This is a genomic window from Paenibacillus sp. EB106-06-01-XG199 (assembly GCF_058791575.1).
In genome coordinates, this window is record NZ_JBYTDQ010000003.1 from 967,355 (window position 1) to 985,355 (window position 18,001).

Annotated in this window: 13 protein-coding genes; 1 reads left to right on the plus strand and 12 read right to left on the minus strand. The window is 51.8% G+C overall.

What is annotated here, in order from left to right; all coding sequences use genetic code 11:
- Positions 1 to 20 precede the first annotated feature (20 nt).
- From AC3WT9_RS15095 to AC3WT9_RS15105, 3 genes are all read right to left on the minus strand, one after another.
- Positions 21 to 2,753, minus strand: coding sequence for a glycoside hydrolase family 9 protein (locus AC3WT9_RS15095; RefSeq protein WP_445935353.1), 2,733 nt, complete (start codon positions 2,751 to 2,753; stop codon positions 21 to 23).
- 399 nt (positions 2,754 to 3,152) lie between these two features.
- Positions 3,153 to 4,457, minus strand: a complete 1,305-nt coding sequence (locus tag AC3WT9_RS15100) for a replication-associated recombination protein A (RefSeq protein WP_341379584.1) — start codon at positions 4,455 to 4,457, stop codon at positions 3,153 to 3,155.
- A 147-nt stretch (positions 4,458 to 4,604) separates the two neighbouring features.
- Positions 4,605 to 4,886, minus strand: coding sequence for a CD3324 family protein (locus AC3WT9_RS15105; protein WP_038595570.1), 282 nt, complete (start codon positions 4,884 to 4,886; stop codon positions 4,605 to 4,607).
- A gap of 501 nt (positions 4,887 to 5,387) precedes the next feature.
- Here AC3WT9_RS15105 and AC3WT9_RS15110 point away from each other — a divergent pair.
- Positions 5,388 to 7,406 carry a methyl-accepting chemotaxis protein gene (locus tag AC3WT9_RS15110; protein ID WP_341379585.1) on the plus strand — a complete coding sequence of 673 codons (2,019 nt, stop codon included), beginning with the start codon at positions 5,388 to 5,390 and terminating at the stop codon, positions 7,404 to 7,406.
- A 74-nt stretch (positions 7,407 to 7,480) separates the two neighbouring features.
- Here the strand turns inward: AC3WT9_RS15110 and AC3WT9_RS15115 are convergent, their stop codons facing one another.
- The 9 genes from AC3WT9_RS15115 to dtd all read right to left on the minus strand — a co-directional run bounded on the left by AC3WT9_RS15115 (position 7,481) and on the right by dtd (position 17,983).
- Positions 7,481 to 9,676, minus strand: coding sequence for a HelD family protein (locus AC3WT9_RS15115; protein WP_341379586.1), 2,196 nt, complete (start codon positions 9,674 to 9,676; stop codon positions 7,481 to 7,483).
- 159 nt (positions 9,677 to 9,835) lie between these two features.
- The gene (locus AC3WT9_RS15120) at positions 9,836 to 11,137 is read right to left on the minus strand and encodes an NCS2 family permease (RefSeq protein ID WP_341379588.1); all 1,302 of its coding nucleotides are present in this window, start codon (positions 11,135 to 11,137) and stop codon (positions 9,836 to 9,838) included.
- A 139-nt stretch (positions 11,138 to 11,276) separates the two neighbouring features.
- Positions 11,277 to 12,032, minus strand: coding sequence for a tRNA threonylcarbamoyladenosine dehydratase (locus AC3WT9_RS15125; RefSeq protein ID WP_341379589.1), 756 nt, complete (start codon positions 12,030 to 12,032; stop codon positions 11,277 to 11,279).
- A 65-nt stretch (positions 12,033 to 12,097) separates the two neighbouring features.
- Positions 12,098 to 13,876, minus strand: a complete 1,779-nt coding sequence (aspS, locus tag AC3WT9_RS15130; protein WP_076109154.1) for an aspartate--tRNA ligase — start codon at positions 13,874 to 13,876, stop codon at positions 12,098 to 12,100.
- 100 nt (positions 13,877 to 13,976) lie between these two features.
- The gene (gene hisS, locus AC3WT9_RS15135; RefSeq protein ID WP_038595581.1) at positions 13,977 to 15,230 is read right to left on the minus strand and encodes a histidine--tRNA ligase; all 1,254 of its coding nucleotides are present in this window, start codon (positions 15,228 to 15,230) and stop codon (positions 13,977 to 13,979) included.
- Positions 15,231 to 16,036: 806 nt separating this feature from the next.
- Positions 16,037 to 16,486 (minus strand): hypothetical protein, encoded by a 450-nt coding sequence (locus AC3WT9_RS15140; protein ID WP_341095659.1) that lies wholly within the window; start codon positions 16,484 to 16,486, stop codon positions 16,037 to 16,039.
- A gap of 50 nt (positions 16,487 to 16,536) precedes the next feature.
- Positions 16,537 to 17,043: a type 1 glutamine amidotransferase domain-containing protein gene (locus AC3WT9_RS15145; protein WP_341379591.1), complete on the minus strand. Its 507-nt coding sequence runs from the start codon at positions 17,041 to 17,043 to the stop codon at positions 16,537 to 16,539.
- Between the two features lie 158 nt (positions 17,044 to 17,201).
- A complete protein-coding gene (locus AC3WT9_RS15150; RefSeq protein ID WP_341379592.1) occupies positions 17,202 to 17,357 on the minus strand; it encodes a hypothetical protein in 156 nt (51 codons plus the stop codon).
- A 182-nt stretch (positions 17,358 to 17,539) separates the two neighbouring features.
- Positions 17,540 to 17,983, minus strand: a complete 444-nt coding sequence (dtd, locus tag AC3WT9_RS15155; RefSeq protein WP_341095662.1) for a D-aminoacyl-tRNA deacylase — start codon at positions 17,981 to 17,983, stop codon at positions 17,540 to 17,542.
- Positions 17,984 to 18,001: the final 18 nt, after the last annotated feature.

Here is an 18,001-nt window from a genome sequence, read left to right on the forward strand (position 1 = left end):
GCTCCCTCTCTGTAGATAAATTATGGTTCTAAACCCCACACAAGTGTTCCGTCACGATACAGTGTCACCTTTTCCCATTCGGCGAAGGCAAGCTGCGTTCCACTGTAGGAATAGTCATTGCCCTCGCTATAATTCGTCCAGTCCTCCTTGTTGGTGCGCACCTGAATTTCACCGCTGTTCCCTCCGGGAGCAAGGCTTCCGGCACCTTCAGCAAAAGTGATCTCCAGATAGTAGTCCGCTCCGGTTAGGGCCGGATTAAGCTTCACAAAGGAACCGCTTACATTTCCGCTGCCGGCAACGGCATAATCGCAGTGGAATTGCTGGGTTTTGTCTCCGTCCACGGTAAAATAGTAGCGGAGCTTAAGACCACTCAGCGGTACCGCAGCAGTTCCCGTGTTCACAATCCGGAATTGCGGGCGCATCTGTCCGTCCCCGGGATTGTTGTCATTAGTACGGTATTCCACCCTTAAATCACCTTTTGCCGGAGTAGGTGTTTCACGCGGCTGGGCACTAACCTGCAGAGATGGCGTACTCTCGCCAACACTGTTCGAGGCGGTGATTACATAATAATAGGTAGTACCGTTAACCAGCCCGTTGTCGGAGTACACGGCCCCTGTAGTGCTTGCAACTACAGTGTAAGGTCCGCCACTCGTTACAGCACGTTTAACTGTATAGCCCGTTGCCCCGCTGACTGTGTTCCATGACAGTTTTACGCTGGCGTTCTCAGCAACAGCCGCTACACCGGAAGGCCGTCCGGGCACCTCCGGTTCACCCGGATGTCCACCTCCAGGAGGCAGTTCACCGAACACAAGCACCCCGGCATCGTATACCGGTATATACGCCGTTTTTACCGGAAGCGCTCCTCCCGTTGCCACGCCTTTGAAGGAATAGTCATTTGTATTGTCCCAGAAGAGCGTGTTGAGCGGAGCGGCGATCCGGAACTGGACTTCCTTCCGGTAAGCGGATTGACCGCCCGGATAGATCGCAGTACCGGTAAAATCAACCTTGGTGTAATAAATATGATGTTCTTCATCATAAGGCTGAAGTGCGGATACCGTTGCTCCCTGGTTGTAGCCACCGGCAGTGACCGTAATATCCTCAGGACCGTACCCTGCGGCAATTGCTTCGCTGAGGTCCAGATAATAATGGAAGGACATCGACTTGCTGACCCGTGCCGGCCAGCCGGAACGGTTGTTGAGCAGCGCCCGGATCTCTACAAAATTGCTGCCGCTGGCATTTACGGAAGCCTCGACGAACATTTCATCCTCAGGGGTCTCTGCCGCAGGAAACTGTGGTTGCGGCTGCTGCCCTTGCCCGTGGAGCAGCATCATTTTGGCCAATGCTCCTGTAAAGGCGGAATTGTAGTCGGTTGCCACTTCATTCGAGACATAGTCGTTGATCGAATCGGTATACGTGTCCGTCTTGGATGGACCCCCGACCAGCGCTCCGTATAGAACATGACGATGATCTGCCGGAGTAGACTGGCTGTCGCTCCATGAACCATGCGAGGTCCGGTGATGCGGATGCTGCGGCGAATTGTTACCATATCCGATCACATAGCTGCTGTTCCGCGGGTTGTCGCCCAGCATATACGTAATCTGCCGTTCCGCGAAAGAACGGGCCGTTTCGCCTTTGACAGGGTCGCTTACCCAGTCCGCGTAAACAAACGCCAAAAATGCCTGGTTGGCGGCATATCTCAGGGCACCCCACTGATCCAGATGTGCCAATCCTCCAGGTGTATAGGCGACCCGGTCGCTAGTCCCGCCTACGCCGGTTGTCCAATACTGCATGTTTCGTTCTGTAGATTGAATGAACTTGGCATCCCCGGTAATCCGTGACAGCAGCAGCTGCGCACCGTAATGCTTGTCATCCCAGGATTGTGTCCACTGGTAACCCCATAATCCCGATTGGTTCGTTCCCCACAGACTGCTTGCGGCTACTGCCTTGTCCAGGTACGTCTGCTCACCGGTCGCCAAATAGAGCCATACACCGCCCCAGCTCAATTCATCGGCATAACCGCTCCATGAATTGTAATACTGCTTGACGTCGGTAATACTATCCGAATAGGCGCCGCGGTAAGTGTCCGCAAATTGATACAGCTGTTTGGCATGCAGCAGCAGCTTGTCCGCATAGACAGCATCCGAATCCCTGAAGATAATCGATGCCGAAGCCAGCGCCGCTGCGGTTTCTGCCGCCAGATCAGAGCCGGGATGAGTTGCATCAATTTTGTAGGAGGGCCGCTGCATTTGCATCACTTCCGCTGCTCCCCACCAATTATGGTCGGCCGTTCCGTTCCCTACTTGTCCCCATAGCTCATTTGGAGCTGTATGGGCTTTGACAAAATAGTCGGTAGCCCAGCGGATATTATCCAGAATCTCCTCCAGCTGGCCGGACTGGACGTAACCATCCTTGTATTCATAGACCGACCAGGCCAACATCGTAGCTGTATAAGCCATTGGAAATCCAAATTTGACATGATCACCCGCATCATACCAGCCCCCGGATAAATCGTGGCCGACATCCGCACCATCCAGAAGTCCGGAGTCCCCTCGCCACTCGACCCGGTTGTCTTCCGGCAGATCGCCTGAACGCTGAGCCTCATAGAAATAAATCGATTTTTGCAGTGCCTCCGCGTAGTTGTAGTCGGCAGCCGCTGCTGTGCCCACAGATGGATGAAATACAGCTCCGGAACATGTAACCGCTAACATAAAGCTCAAGGACAAAACCCAGCCCTTCTTGATCCCTTTGCCCATCTTAGCCCTTCTCCCTTCTTGTCCTTCTTGTCCTTCTTGTCCTTCTTGTCCTTCTTGTCCTTGTGTTCAATTTCATCTCTGCACAGACTCTTCAAACCGTGGATCCTAACTCTCTTATTCATCCCCAATAAAGTTTTCCACCTTCTTCCCGGGTATCTTTAGGATGATTTTCATCCTATGTAAATATATACCATATATAGGAATAGAATTCTATATACAAAATAGCAAATATGTAATAAAAAATAGATATTTTTGTAAAAAAATTGGAGTCTATCAGAAAAAACGCGAGTCCGTTAAACAAAAAACCGCTTCTTTTACAAAAGGAATGAAATCTCCCCCTGTAAAATAAGCGGCTGATGAATAATATGGAGAAAGTTGTATAATCGAACGCCTATATGACTACTGTCCGCGCCGAAGCGACTGGTTATGGCGGATCTTCGCTTCATTGCCTTGTTCAGTAGCCTGATAAAAGACCCGGCGTGCAATAGCCTTAGGCAGATAATCCTGTTTGACATAATGGCCCGGAAAATTATGCGGATACTGGTAGCCCTCATGGCCGAGCTTCACGGCTCCTTTATAATGCGTATCGCGCAGATGCAGTGGTACTTCAGCCGATTTCAACTCGTCGATACTGGCCATGGCATTCGAAATCGCCACGGTCACGGCATTCGATTTCGGACTTTCCACCGCAAACAGGATCGCCTGGGCAATATTCAGCTTGGCTTCCGGCCAGCCGTTATTGCGGTAGGCTTCAAGTGCGCTGACCGCCTGGACCATCGCCTGCGGATTGGCGAGGCCGATATCCTCACTGCTGGCAGCGATCAGCCGGCGGATGAATGTCATCGGGTCCATCCCCAGCTTCTCCACAGCATAGAGAAACCAGAACAGCGCCGCGTCGCTGGAGCCGCGGATGCTTTTATGAAACGCAGACAACACATCATATTGCGTCGATTCATCCGCTTTGACAATCGGGCGGCGGATGGATTCTTCAGCCACCGCAAGTGTAATATGCACACTGCCGTCCGGTTCCGGCGCAGTGGTCATGGCAGCCAGCTCAAGTGCATTAAGCGCCCGGCGGATATCGCCGTTGGCCATCGTTGCAATATGCTGTAAAGCTTCTTCATCCACCTGCAGCTGCATGAAGCCAAGCCCCCGCTGCTCATCGGTAAGCGCCCGTCTCATAGCAATCAGACTGTGCTCACTGGTCAGCGATTCCAGCTGGAACAGTGTGGAGCGGCTCAATAACGCCCCGTTCACATAGTGGAACGGGTTCTCCGTCGTCGCGCCGATAAAGGTGACGGTCCCCTTCTCCACAGCGGGAAGCAGTGCATCCTGGCGGGAGCTGTTGAAGCGGTGCACCTCATCCAGAAACAAAATGGTCTTGGAGCCGTACAATGCCTTATTGCTCTGAGCACGCTCGATTACTTCCCGCACATCCTTGACCGAGGCTTCGACCGCATTCAGGCGGACGAATTCCCCCTGTGTATGATGGGAAATAATATGGGCCAATGTTGTTTTTCCGCAGCCTGGAGGGCCGTAAAGCAGAATAGAGGAGACCTGATCTGCCTCAATAGCTCTGCGCAGCAGCTTCCCCTGGCCAACAATATGCTCTTGTCCTATATATTCATCAAGATTCGCCGGACGCATACGGTCCGCCAGCAGGCGTCCGCTACCGGTGTCTTCCCCGAGCGAAAATAAATCCATTGTTCCACTTCCTTGCTGTAATCTTGTAGGTCGGCACTATTAGGATACCTCCCACTATCATACCATACTGCGTATACACCCTTGTATTTAAAAAGAGCATGACCTCGCCTCCTCCGGCGGTGCCATGCTCTTTGTTCAAAGTTCAGGCTAGCGGTTCAGCGCCAGCCGCATTTTTGAAATAATCTTACGGATGCTTTCTTCGGATAAATGGTATCTCTTCTGCAGCTCGTTCACTGAGCAGCCGCTGCTGTGACTGCAGAATATCTCCTCGTTCCGGCTGGCAATCTCCTGCCTGGATCCGCTGTTCTCGCCCCATCTTACCCTTTGCTCGGTTTTCTTGGGGATGTATAGCAATTCACCCTGGATGTATCCCTGAAGCTCTTCGAGCAGGCCCGGGGGGAGCACATCCTTCCCATTTACATAACTCACTTTTTACTTCCTCCTTCAACAGGTGTGTCCCTTTGTGTCCGACGACTGCTTGCAATGAATTGATCACGTCACCTGCCTCCTTTCTTCAGCTCATATTTGGTAAATACCGTAAGTTCATTATATAAAAACCATTGGATAGCGTCTACATTCGGTTTTGATCACAACTTTATGTGAATTATTTATTTCTATGTTTTTTAAATAAGGAGGCCTTTCGGCCTCCTCCGGTTATGCGGATTTCCGTCTTAGACGGAAACCACCTCGTATACTGAAATCATTTCAATCAGCCTCCTTCCAGAGTAATCTGCCCGGCCGGACACTTATTATTAAGCCATACCCAGGGATAGGTTACAAGTTCAAGAACAGTTATAACTGTTCTTCACCAGATGGGAACTTATTTTTTTAAGAAAAATCTAAAAAATAAGTCGATTAGTGTCGAAATATAAAAGTAATTATCTATTAACTAATAGATATGGAAGTAATTAAAAGCAGGAGGAATATAATATGACAGCTAAAAGGCACATCCTCAAACAAGTATTCCGCATCAAGAAACTCAGAACTGAACTAATGGCTTTTATCATTACCGCCATTGCAGTTCCTTCGCTTGTACTAGCTGTCAACTCTTCAGAAACTTCTAAAACAGAGCTGCAGGGCAAAATGGAGGAAACTACAAAATCGAGCATTCATCTTCTCGATAAGACACTTGAGCAATTAATACAGCTCGAGAGCAGCAATGTGAATCAGCTTGCCTATCAAATTACTGCAGCGGATCTGACAGCGAACTCTCCACGCGTACGGAATCAGATCAACAAATTTAAAGCGGAGCATCCTGAGATCGACATCGTTGCTTTAGGCAACAGCGATGGCAAGTTTATGTTCGCGCCTGATTCCAAACCAAACGACTATGATCCCCGGGTCCGCGACTGGTATATTGACGCGCTGAAGACACCGGACCGCACATCCGTTATCAACCCGATTTTCTCCAAGGTTACAAACTCCTTCATCCTGCCGATCTCCAGAGCCTTTCAGGACGGCAAAGGGGTAGCTACAATCAGTTTGAGCATGAGTGGGCTTATGGAACTGGCGCAGAATGTCAGCCTCGGTTCCAGCGGTTATGTATATATACTGGACAGCAGCAATAAGGTTATCTACCATCCCACTCTGGAGGTAGGAAGCCCCGTTACAGGCGGGCTGCTGGATACGCTGAATGCGGCCCCGGCAGGCAAAGTGTCTTACAAAGACAGTGCCACAGACCAGGTAATGGACGGCTTTTACATTACGAATGAACTTAGCGGCTTTAAGCTGGTCGGTGTGCTGCCCGAGAGCGAGTATGCAGAGGCCGTTTATCCTATTTTGTATAACTCAGCTATCGTTTTGCTGGTTGCGCTGCTTCTGGCCGCTGCAGTAACGTTCTTCATTATCCGCCGCATTACCAAGCCGCTTGAGCAGCTGAACCGTTCGGCAAAGCGTGTCAGCGAGGGTTATCTGGACGAAGTGGTCCACACCACACGTAAAGATGAAATCGGGCAGCTTGCGGGCAACTATAATGCCATGGTAGCGTCGCTTCGAAAGATGGTGCAGGATGTGGCCGAAACATCAGGCCAGCTCGCAGCTGCCAGTGAGCAGCTGACAGCCAGCACCGGCGAGAACAGCAAGGCAGTGGAGTATGTCACCGGACTGGTGGAGGAATCCACCCGCGGTGTGGAAACCCAGGCCTATGCATCCTCCGAGGTAGCCGTAACTATGGATGAAATGTCCGAAGCCATCCACAAAATTGCTTCCGCTTCCCAGGCCATTGTAAGTGCCGCAGTACAGACTGAACAGGTTGTGAACACCGGAAGCACCAGAGTGCAGCATGTCAGCGAGCAGATGAAGACAATCCGCCAGTCCGTTCAGCAGTCCGGCGGACTGATTTCCGAACTTAACGGGCTTAGCACAAAGGTAGCAGAAGCAAGTACAGCGATCTCCGCGATCGCGAAGCAGACCAATCTATTGTCGCTCAATGCAGCTATTGAAGCTGCCCGTGCCGGAGAACAGGGCAGAGGATTCGCCGTTGTTGCCGGAGAGGTGCGGAAGCTGTCCGAAGCCTCCCATGTCAGCGCGGGTCAAATCCAGGAGACCATTACCGAAATGGTCGGCCTGATCACCAGCGCCTATGATGTAATGAAACATAAAGTGGCCGAAGACGTTGAGCAAGGCATGAACCTGGCGCTGGAAGCGAGCGATGCCTTCATCCAAATTGAGCAGTCTACCCGGCACGTGGGCGAACAAATTCATGAGGTTTCGGCGATTACCGAGCAAATGTCTGCCAGCTCGGCAGAAGTGGCTGCCTCCGTACAGGAGATGGCTGCCATCTCGCGGGCAGCGCTGGATTCCTTCCAGAGCGTAACAGCTGCAACGGAGGAACAGCTTGCTTCCATGGAGGAGATTACGGCCTCCTCTACAGCGTTGTCCGCTATGGCTTCCGATATGCAGCAGCAGGTGGAACGGTTCCATATCACGGAACAAAACGAGATGAAATAAGATGTTCTCACCCTATAGAATATAAAAAGCGGACCGCCCTGTTTATGACAGGCGGTCCGCTTTTTATAGTTGCACTACTGTGATTCAGGCCAGCCGGAGACTGTCTCTTCTCCAAGCAGCTGTACATAAGGCGGCAGCTGCCCGTCATGCAGCAGCCACAGTTCATGCAGCGCACGGGTACAGCCGACATACATCAGCTTCGCGTCCCAGGCCGCTTCCCCGTAATGTCCGCTGTCCGCGTCTGCCAAGATAACAGCGTCGAACTCCAGCCCTTTGGACAGATACACCGGCAGTACAGACAGCCCGCCCTGATATTCAGTCATGCTGCCGTCAATCAGGTGAAGATCGTCAAACTGTCCGGCAAGCGAGTCGTACAGCTCAGCAGCTTCCCGCAGGCTGCGGGTTAAGACAGCCACTGTGCGGTATTCACGCCCGGAGAGGGCCCCCAGAGCCGTTCTGACGGCACTGAGGCGCTCACTCCCGGCTGCTGTTGCCGCCGGCTGGCGATCGGCGTAAGAGATCAGCCGGACCGGGTTGCCGCTGCGGAAGACCGGAACGGCTAGCAGGGAGCTGCCAACACCGGAAGACAATATGCTGTTGGCAAATTCAATGATTTCCATGGTGGACCGGTAGCTGCGGGTCAGTGCATGATAGGCCGTATGTTCCGGTGCAAACAGCGTCTGCATCTCTTCCCAGGCATGTACGCCCTTGTAGGCATGTATCCCCTGTGACAAGTCGCCCAAAATGGTAAAGGAATGACCCTTCACATACAAATCAAGCACCGCAATCTGGAAAGGCGAGAAATCCTGCGCCTCATCAATAACGATATGGTCAAAGCGGTCCCCGCCTTCATTTCCGCTGAGCAGATAATGAATATAGAGCAGCGGCGGCAGATCCTCTTCGCGCAGGATGCCTTTTTTGAGCTCCTTGACCGTTTCCTTCAGCACACCTTGCGGAATAATCTCCGGGGCTGCAGCCGGCCAATGCTCCGGAACCTTTGCCGCCCGGAAAATCTGCTTATAGATCATAAGCGGATCATATTTGGGCCACTTGCCGCTGTAGGTCTTCTCGCGTGCCGCCGCTTTTTTCTTGCGTTCCTTCAGCGCTGCCTGCGAAGGGCTCTTCTTCAGCTCCATCTCAATCCAGCGGTGAATTCTGGCCATCACACGCTCTTTGCGTTTGGCCGGCGGATAGGGGGCGTATTCCTCGTTATGCCAGCGCAGAATCATCGAACGCCGCAGTACCGCACCTTCCCAGGGAATGAAATCCCCCTCCGGCACCGCACCGGTCTCAAGGAGCTTGATCGTGGATTCAATAATCTCCATCAGCACCGTCGAACCCTTGAAGCGGCCCGGTGTTTCTTCAGTAATCACCGGCATGCTGCCTGCCGTTTCGAACCAGCGGTTCATCGTTTCCGCTGTATCTTGCTCCGGCAGTGTGATCCCCAGCACGTCCGCAGCCCAATCCGGGAAGGTACTCTGGGCAATGTTGCCCACGCCAAGCTCCGGCAGGACATCCGAAATATAATCCAGGAACATCCGGTTCGGGGCGAAAATAATCATTTTCTCCGCGGAGACCTGTTCCTTGTATTGATACAGCAGGAAAGCCAGGCGGTGCAATGCAACCGTTGTTTTTCCACTTCCGGCCACACCCTGAATGATCAGCGCCGTATTCTTCGCGGCACGGATAATCTTGTCCTGCTCCTCCTGAATCGTCGAGACGATATCGCGGAGACGGTTGTCCTTATTCTCGCCCAGGCGGTATACGAGAAATTCATCGGATACGGCCGGGGCGTCGCTGTCGCGGTTGTAGGTATCCGCCACCCGCTCCAGGATTTGCTTGCGGATCACCACGTTGCGTTTTAAATATACCAGCCCCTCAATCAGCCCCTCCGGGGCTTCATAGGAGGCCGGCTCAGTTCCGCCTGTAAACGAATAGAACAGGCTTGCTACCGGTGCGCGCCAGTCAATGACTAGCGGACGGTCGCTTACCTGTTCTCGGTCTACGCCGATTTTGCCAATATATAGTGCCTTGCGTTCGTCCTCGTCATTGCCCTGAAAATCAAGCCGTCCGAAATAAGGCTCCTGCCTAAGCTTGGCAAGATCTTTGCGCCTCTGTTCTCTGGAATCCTCCAGCACTTGCTCGGTATACTCGCTTCCTGTGTACACCGGTATGCTGCGCAGTCTCTCCAGGACAGTGTCGATCTCTGTAAGCGCGCTGTTCAGCCTGTCTTCTTCCTCTTGATAGGCACTTTGAAAGTCGTCTTCCAATTTCAGTTACCTCCTAAAAGTAATCTTAAAGAATGATCTCGTGCAAGACTGGCTTCACTCACACAAAAAGGATACTCATCATATCACAACAGACCGGTCAAATCCACATATTTCAAATTCTAGTATACAGGCGAGTCTGGATAAGCTGCTCCACCAGGTTTAACCCATTAAAGCATGCAATACAAAATTCGCCACAAAAAGTCCGGCGATGCCGTACAGCGCAGGCGGCACTTCCTTGCCCCGGCCCATAGCGAGTTTAACGATGGGATAAGTAATGAAGCCAAATGCCATACCGTCGACAATGCTGTAGGTGAACGGAATCATCACCATGATCAGGAAGGACGGAAACAGCTCGGTCATATCGCTGAGATCCATTTCACGTACGCTTTGCACCATAAGACCGCCGATTACAATCAGGATCGGTGCGATGGCGCTGTCCGGCACATAAGCCAGCAGCGGGATGAACAGGAAGGTTGCCCCGAACAACATGCCGGTAACCAGCGAGGTAAGCCCGGACTTGCCGCCGGCCGCGATGCCTGCAGTCGATTCTGCGGCAGCGACTACCGGACTGCTGCCGAACAGGCCTGCCGCTATATTAGCGATGGACAACGCGCGCAGGCTGCTCTTGAATCGCTCCGGGCGTCCTGCCATCAGCGTCTGGGAAGAGATCAGCCCGATATTTTCAAACACGACAATCAGCAGCAGCAGGAACACGGCAATCACGAACACAAGGCTGAACCCCCGGCTCAAGTCCATTCCTGCAAATACATCACCATAGCCGGAAAACACATGGCCGGAATCCGCCTGATCCGGGGCATGCGCCGCACCTAACAGATAGGCAAGTCCTGTGCCCACAATCATGCTGGTCAGCAGTCCCCCGCGTGTTCCGCGGATGAACAGCACCAGTGCCAGAACCAGGGTTACGCAGGAGGTTATCACAGCAGGGTCGCTGAAATGTCCGATCGCGACAAATGTCGTCCGGTGGGCGATGACGATTCCGCTTTTTTGCAGGCCTATGAAGGTCAGAAACAAGCCGATTCCGACAGTAATCGCATGCTGCAGATTATGAGGAATAGCGTCACTGAGAATTCGGTACAGTGAGGTGAACGCCACAATTGCAAACAGCACCCCGGTCACAACTACAACAGCAAGCGCTTCCCGCCAATCCAGCTTCATGGAATGCACCAGCGTATAGGTGAAAAAGGCATTAATGCCCATTCCCGGCACGACGATAATCGGTGTCTTGCCGCCGAAGGCCATAAGCAGACAGCCGGTAATTGCCGTCAGCAGCGTAGCCACCATACCGGCCCGCAGCGGCATCCCCGCATCATGCAGAATAGCAGCGTTGACCATAACAATATATACAGAAGCAAAATACGATAGGATCCCAGCCGCCCATTCCTGTTTCCAGTTGTCGCCCGGCTCCAGGCCAACGCTATTTCGCCAAAAATTCGATTTCATGCAAATACCTCCACTGATGGTAAATTCCTGCGTTGTTTCCGGATTTCAAAATCACAATAAAAGGGCGTAAGCAGCCGGAATCCGGCTGCACGCCCTTTTGTCCTTTGGTTAGTTCGAGCTAAGATAAGCCTGCTTTCGTTTATACGTTTACTCCGCCAGCCTTCAAAAGGTCCTGTACGGCTACACTCACCATAATAAGTCCAACTACCGGAGGCACAAACGAGTTGCTGGCAGGCGGCAGTTGAGCCTTGCGTCTGTCCGGCGCATCTTCGGGAACGATTTGCTCGGTCACATCCACACGCGGTTTCACCGGCTTCTCGGTGGAGAAGACAACCTTGACACCTTTTTTGATTCCATCCTTGCGCAGCTTTTGGCGGATCACACGGGCAATCGGGTCCATCTCCGTCTTGGAAATGTCAGCCACCTTAAAGCGTGTCGGGTCCATTTTGTTAGCTGCGCCCATGCTGGAAACCATCGGGATTCCCCGGCTTAGGCATTCTTTAATGAGATGGATCTTGTAAATAATCGTATCCGAAGCGTCGATGACGAAATCGGGCTTGTATTTGAAGAGCTCCTCATAAGTTTCATCCGTGTAGAACATATTCAGGGCAATGGCTTCGCATTCCGGATTGATCAGCTTGACACGGTCCACCATCAAATCCGCTTTTTTCTGTCCGATGGTTGTCGTAAGCGCATGAATCTGGCGGTTGATATTGGTGATATCCACTGTGTCTTTATCAATCAGGATAATGCGGCCGATACCTGTACGGGCCAGAGCCTCAACCGACATGGCCCCTACGCCGCCAATGCCGAGCACAGCCACTGTACTGTTCTTCAAAATCTCCAGACCTTCCGGTCCGATGGCCAGCTCCGTACGCGAGAACTGATGCAGCATGATGTAGCGCCTCCTTCAAAAAGCCGGCGAAGCAGCGCTGCCGCTCCGCTTAGGCCTGGTTAGATTTAGTTCTTTACCTTCTCCGGCTTCGGAGCCAGCTTGATGTGCAGCTGTTCCAATTGTATTGCATCTACCGGTGCCGGTGCATCCATCAGCAGGTCAGTCGCACTTGCCGTCTTAGGGAAGGCAATGGTTTCGCGCAGGTTGGTACGGCCGGCAAGCAGCATTACGAGACGGTCGAAACCAAAGGCAATCCCGCCGTGCGGAGGTGTTCCGTATTCAAATGCATCCAGCAGGTAGCCGAATTTCTCGTATGCAACCTCCGTTGAGAAGCCGAGTGCATCGAACATTTTTTCCTGTACCTCACGTTTGTAGATACGCTGAGAGCCGCCGCCTACCTCGTAGCCGTTAAGCACGATATCGTAAGCCTGGGCACGGATAGCACCCGGATCAGTCTCAAAGAGGTGCAGGTCTTCATCCATCGGACGAGTGAACGGATGATGTTCTGCCACATAACGTTTCTGGTCTTCGTCGTAGCTAAGCAGCGGGAATTCAGTAACCCATGCGAACTTGAACACATTGTCGTCAATCAGGCCAAGCTGGCGTCCGATCTTCAGGCGAAGTGCACCCAGTACATCGGCTACCACCTTTTTATTATCAGCAGAGAAGAGCAGCAGGTCGCCTTCTTCGGCACCGGTACGTTCCTTCACGGCAGCAATTTCTTCCTCGGTGAAGAACTTCACGATAGGCCCCTTGAATTCGCCATCCTTCACTTGAATCCAGGCAAGTCCTTTGGCTCCGTAACGCGCGGCATAAGGTCCAAGATCGTCGATCTCTTTACGGGTCCAGGTACCGCAGCCTTTAGCGTTGAGGCATTTTACTTCTCCGCCCTTCTCGATCACAGAGGCGAATACTTTGACGCCGCTGCTGGCTACGATGTCATTCATTTCAACCAGCTCCAGGCCAAAACGCAGGTCTGGCTTATCTGAGCCGTATTTGCCGATGGCTTCGGCATAAGTCAAACGCTGGAACGGCAGGGCAATTTCGACGCCAATCGTTTCTTTAAGCAGGCGCTGCATCAGGGTCTCCATCATCGACAGCAGATCATCCTGCGGCATGAAGGAAGTCTCGATGTCGACCTGGGTGAATTCCGGCTGGCGGTCAGCGCGCAAATCTTCATCACGGAAGCAGCGGGCGATTTGATAATAGCGCTCAATACCGCCGACCATCAGCAGCTGCTTGTAGATTTGCGGCGATTGCGGAAGTCCAAAGAACTCGCCTTCATGTACCCGGCTCGGCACCAAATAATCACGGGCGCCTTCAGGTGAACTTCTGGTCAGGATTGGTGTTTCGATATCAATAAAACCTTCGTTGTCCAGGAAATCGCGGAAAATCTTCGCCGATTTGGAACGAAGCAGCATCGTTTTGTACATCTCCGGACGACGCAGGTCGAGATAGCGGTATTTCATACGCAGGGATTCATCCACTTCCACACCGTCTTCGATGAAGAACGGCGGCGTTTTCGCGGCATTGAGTACTTCAATATCCGTAATCTGCACTTCAATCTCTCCTGTAGGCAGGTTGCGGTTAATGGTTTCTTCGTCCCGCTTAACCACTTTCCCCGTAACAGCGAGCACGTACTCACTGCGCACTTTATCTGCAATTTGCAGCGCTTCGCCGGAATAGTCGGGATTGAAAACGATTTGTACGATTCCGCTGCGGTCGCGGAGATCAATAAAAAGTACGCCCCCAAGGTCGCGGCGGGTCTGCACCCATCCGTTCAGAGTTACGGTCTGGCCGATATGCTCCGGCGTCAATTGTCCACAGTGATGGCTTCTGGTCATAATATATTCTACCCCTTCATGGTTAAAAGTAACTGCGCTTATATGAATCAGTGAAGCCTTCTTCCTCTTGCAACAATACAATTACTTCATGCCAAGCTGTCTAGTCCAGCGACTGTCCCAGCTCTTCCAGCTTGATGGTCCGCTGCTCGCCAGTAGCCATTGATTTCAGCGCAATGACGCCGCTGTTCAGCTCATCTTCACCAAGAATCGCTGTGTACCGAGCCGACATGCGGTCGGCCGATTTCATCTGCGCCTTCATCTTGCGGCCCAGATAATCCCGCTCTGCAGAAAAGCCAAGACTGCGCAGAATGAACAATTGTTTCGTAATCTCCAGATCGGCCGCTTCGCCAAGTGCCACGAAGTATACATCCAGCGGCTTCACCGTCTCCAGCTCTACCCCTTGATTCTCCAGAATCAGCAGGATCCGCTCCAGCCCGATGCCAAAACCGATGCCCGGCTGATCCGGACCGCCGATTTCCTCCACCAGACCATTGTAACGGCCGCCGCCGCCGACCGTGTCGATAGATCCGATGCCGGCTGCTTTATATTCAAACGCTGTATGCGTGTAATAATCCAGTCCGCGTACCAGACGGGGATTAATGCTGTACTCCACACCCATGATATCCAAATGCATTTTGACCTTCTCAAAATGAGTTGTGCATTCTTCATCCAGGCTATCCAGAATGGAAGGCGCACCGCCGAATTTGTCCTGGTCCACCTTGCAATCCAGCACGCGCAAGGGGTTGCGGTCCATACGCCGCTGGCAGTCACTACAAAGGTTGTCCCTCATCGGTCTGAGGAAATCCAGCAGCTTCTCCCGGTACGCCGCACGGCTAGGTACGTTGCCCACGGAGTTCAGCTCTACCCTTACATCCCTCAGTCCCAGATCCTTATAGAACTGGTACCCTAGAGAAATCACTTCCGCATCAATCGCCGGATCTACTGCTCCAAATGCCTCGATGCCGAATTGGTGAAATTGGCGGTATCTTCCCGCCTGCGGACGCTCATAACGGAACATGGGACCGATATAATACAGCTTGCTTACATCCGGCTCACCGTAGAGCTTGTTCTGAACATAAGCACGGACCACTCCGGCCGTTCCTTCCGGACGGAGTGCCAGATCGCGGTCGCCCTTATCCTTGAAGGTGTACATCTCGCCTTCTACAATGTCTGTTGTTTCTCCTACACCGCGTTCGAACAGCGCAGTGTGCTCGAACATAGGAGTGCGGATCTCCCGGTAATTGAACCGGCGGCAAAGATCCCTGGCCTTCCCTTCAACATACTGCCATTTCTCAACCGCACCCGGAAGCACATCCTGCGTGCCTGTTGGTTTCTCGAATCTTTCTTTAGCCACAGCCTATCCCTCCTGAAAATAACCCTCTGCCTGTCTGTTTGTCAACTTCTAAAAAAAACAAAAAATCCCTCGCCCTGTTTATATCAAACAGGGACGAGGGATTATTATCAACCTAATAATACACCCGTGGTACCACCCACATTCCGAATCCATGCAACTGCCTGAATCCGCTCTAAGCGGTTAACGCCCGCCTACGCGCAATCGGCTACTGACTTCCGGCAATCTTCATTGCCTGCTTTCGCCGTGCGTTCTCGGGGAGGTCATTCATCCGTTCATCAACAGAATCCTTACAGCCGGGCGGAAACGGTAAGCTCATCCTACGGTAGGACGATTTCCATCTCTGCGGGGGATTCCTCTCTGGGGTTGTGGGGTACGGATTACTTGGTCCCGTCATCAAAACTATATGACAATCTGTATATTGTTAGATTCTACTGAACCACTGCGCTAAAGTCAAGGAATCCAATAAAAAAAGCTATTACAAAAAAAGTGACCTACAGCCGATTGCTGCAGGTCCATCATCATATATTATAAAAAAGGGGGTCATGCTTCTATTATAAACACGCTATATTAAGGAATCATGAATGTAATATTACGGTTGTATTACAGAAAAGAAAGCGTTTTATAAATCTGGACAATCCCTTACTGAAACACAAGGACTACTTTACACTACAACATAATTCCCTGTCCAGAGAAATCAAAGAAATATTACTATTCTTGGATTTTAAAAAGCTCCGCCAATCCCTGTAACGGATTTGGCGGAGCTGTAGTTTCGCAACTATTCATCTGCGAGAGAGCGTGCTCTCTTTTTAATCAAAGATTTCCACGTAAGCACGCTTCCGGCGCAGCGTCTCGATAATCTCATCCTGTTTGCCGTCAGCCACCTTAACTTCCATGACATAACGAAGATCGTCCAAATCCCTGTCATCAAATTCAGCATGATTCCGGACATCACCCGCACTGCGGTTATCCAAATCATCAGGACCGTCATTCGCATCGATTGCCGGTACAATAGGTGCACCAACAATCGGGCCGGAGCCTGCAACCGCACCCGTAGCGCCAAATGTGCCACCGGTCATCGCGGAGTTGTTATAAGGAACCAAGGGAATCAGGATATTATTTCTGTAATTTCCGTCTGTTTTTAAAGGATCCGTCAGCGGGGATACTTCCAGATTATCCACTCCGTAAGGAATCAATGCCGTCTTAGCGCCTTCTGCTTCATCTTCTGTTCTGAAATAAGCCTGGATTCTTCTACTCATTGTCGTTCCCTCCTTGGATTGTTGTTTAGATTTTTGGGGCCAAGCTTTTATTACAACACCTTCAACAGCTCACGCACAAATGCGGGCTCATCTTTCGGTGTGCGTGAAGTAATGTAATTGCCGTCCACGACGACCTCTTCATCCTTAAATTCCGCTCTGGCGTTAATAACATCATCCTTAAGTGGCGGATAGGAAGTCACCGTGCGGCCTTGCAGCAAGTCTGCACTGATCAGGATTTGCGGTCCGTGGCAGATGGAGGCAATCGGCTTGCCTGTTCCATCGGCTTCCTTCACAAAGCTCAGGATATCAGGGTCGAGCCGTAAATTTTCCGGGGATGAGCCTCCGGGAATAACCACAGCGTCATAGTCTGCTGCTTTCACCTCGCTGATGGCTTTATCGGCTGCATAGGACACACTGCCTTTTTTGCCAAGCAAGGTTTCGTTTTTCTTCAGACCGATGATCTCCGCCTGATGCCCTGCTTTTATGACTTCATCGTAAGGTACCTTCATTTCGGAATCTTCAAAACCGTTGGCGAGCAGAAATGCAACTTTACTCATGAGATTAATTCTCCTCTCCACTTTTCTGTTCTCGTCTTCTTATTACCCTTATTGCAGCGCTTTCTAACGAAGTGAAGCTGCTTACCTTTCTTTTCATCCCTCTACGCTATAAAAAGAGTTACGCCCAATATGCCAAAAACCGCAGCCTCCCAAGCATTTCAAGTGCGCGGCAGGAGGCTGCGGCTTCTTCCTTTCAACACGTCAGTCTCTTGTTGCTCCACGGTCCCTTTGGCCGCCGCAGCGGCTTCTGCAGCACTTCCGGCCGCATATGCCGGCAAGACGCTCCATACCCATGCTTTCTGTGATTGTCTCATGCTGGACTCCCTGCTCCTCGGCGAATTATGGCTCTACCTTAGTTTATCCAGCCCAGGACCCGCCTATCCGCAGGGAAAAAGCAAAGGATGCCTCATAGGGTCCTTAGAACAGAACCCCATGCGGCATCCTCGGGTGCACGTAAACAACTTAAATTTTGCTAAAGCGGCAATTAATTCCGCAGCTAACCCCGGCTGTCCAGAATCAGGGTGACAGGGCCCCAATTGGTCAGTGATACATCCATCATTGCGCCGAACACACCTGTTTCCACCGTAAGTCCGCTGTTTCTCAGCTCATGGTTGAAATAGTCGTAGAGCTGCTTTGCCCTAGCGGGTGCTGCGGCAGCCATAAAGTTGGGGCGCCGGCCTTTACGGCAATCTCCATACAGCGTAAACTGCGACACGGACAAGATTGCTCCGCCGGTCTCGGTGACGCTGAAGTTCATTTTGCCGGCTTCATCTTCAAAAATGCGCAATCCGGCGATCTTGTCAGCCAAATATTTAGCATCCTTCTCCGTATCCTCATGAGTAACGCCGACAAGCAGCATCAGGCCTTGGCCTACAGCTCCAGTGACTGTCCCATCCACGGTAACTTTCGCTTCCTTGCAGCGCTGCACGACCACTCTCATTGGTGTGTTCCACTCCTT

Coding starts and splice junctions, on each gene's coding strand:
- AC3WT9_RS15095 (WP_445935353.1), bottom strand. CDS start 2,753: ATGGGCAAAGGGATCAAGAAGGGCTGGGTTTTGTCCTTGAGCTTTATG.
- AC3WT9_RS15100 (WP_341379584.1), bottom strand. CDS start 4,457: ATGGATTTATTTTCGCTCGGGGAAGACACCGGTAGCGGACGCCTGCTG.
- AC3WT9_RS15110 (WP_341379585.1), top strand. CDS start 5,388: ATGACAGCTAAAAGGCACATCCTCAAACAAGTATTCCGCATCAAGAAA.
- AC3WT9_RS15120 (WP_341379588.1), bottom strand. CDS start 11,137: ATGAAATCGAATTTTTGGCGAAATAGCGTTGGCCTGGAGCCGGGCGAC.
- AC3WT9_RS15125 (WP_341379589.1), bottom strand. CDS start 12,032: ATGCTGCATCAGTTCTCGCGTACGGAGCTGGCCATCGGACCGGAAGGT.
- aspS (WP_076109154.1), bottom strand. CDS start 13,876: ATGACCAGAAGCCATCACTGTGGACAATTGACGCCGGAGCATATCGGC.
- AC3WT9_RS15140 (WP_341095659.1), bottom strand. CDS start 16,486: ATGAGTAGAAGAATCCAGGCTTATTTCAGAACAGAAGATGAAGCAGAA.
- AC3WT9_RS15145 (WP_341379591.1), bottom strand. CDS start 17,043: ATGAGTAAAGTTGCATTTCTGCTCGCCAACGGTTTTGAAGATTCCGAA.
- AC3WT9_RS15150 (WP_341379592.1), bottom strand. CDS start 17,357: ATGAGACAATCACAGAAAGCATGGGTATGGAGCGTCTTGCCGGCATAT.
- dtd (WP_341095662.1), bottom strand. CDS start 17,983: ATGAGAGTGGTCGTGCAGCGCTGCAAGGAAGCGAAAGTTACCGTGGAT.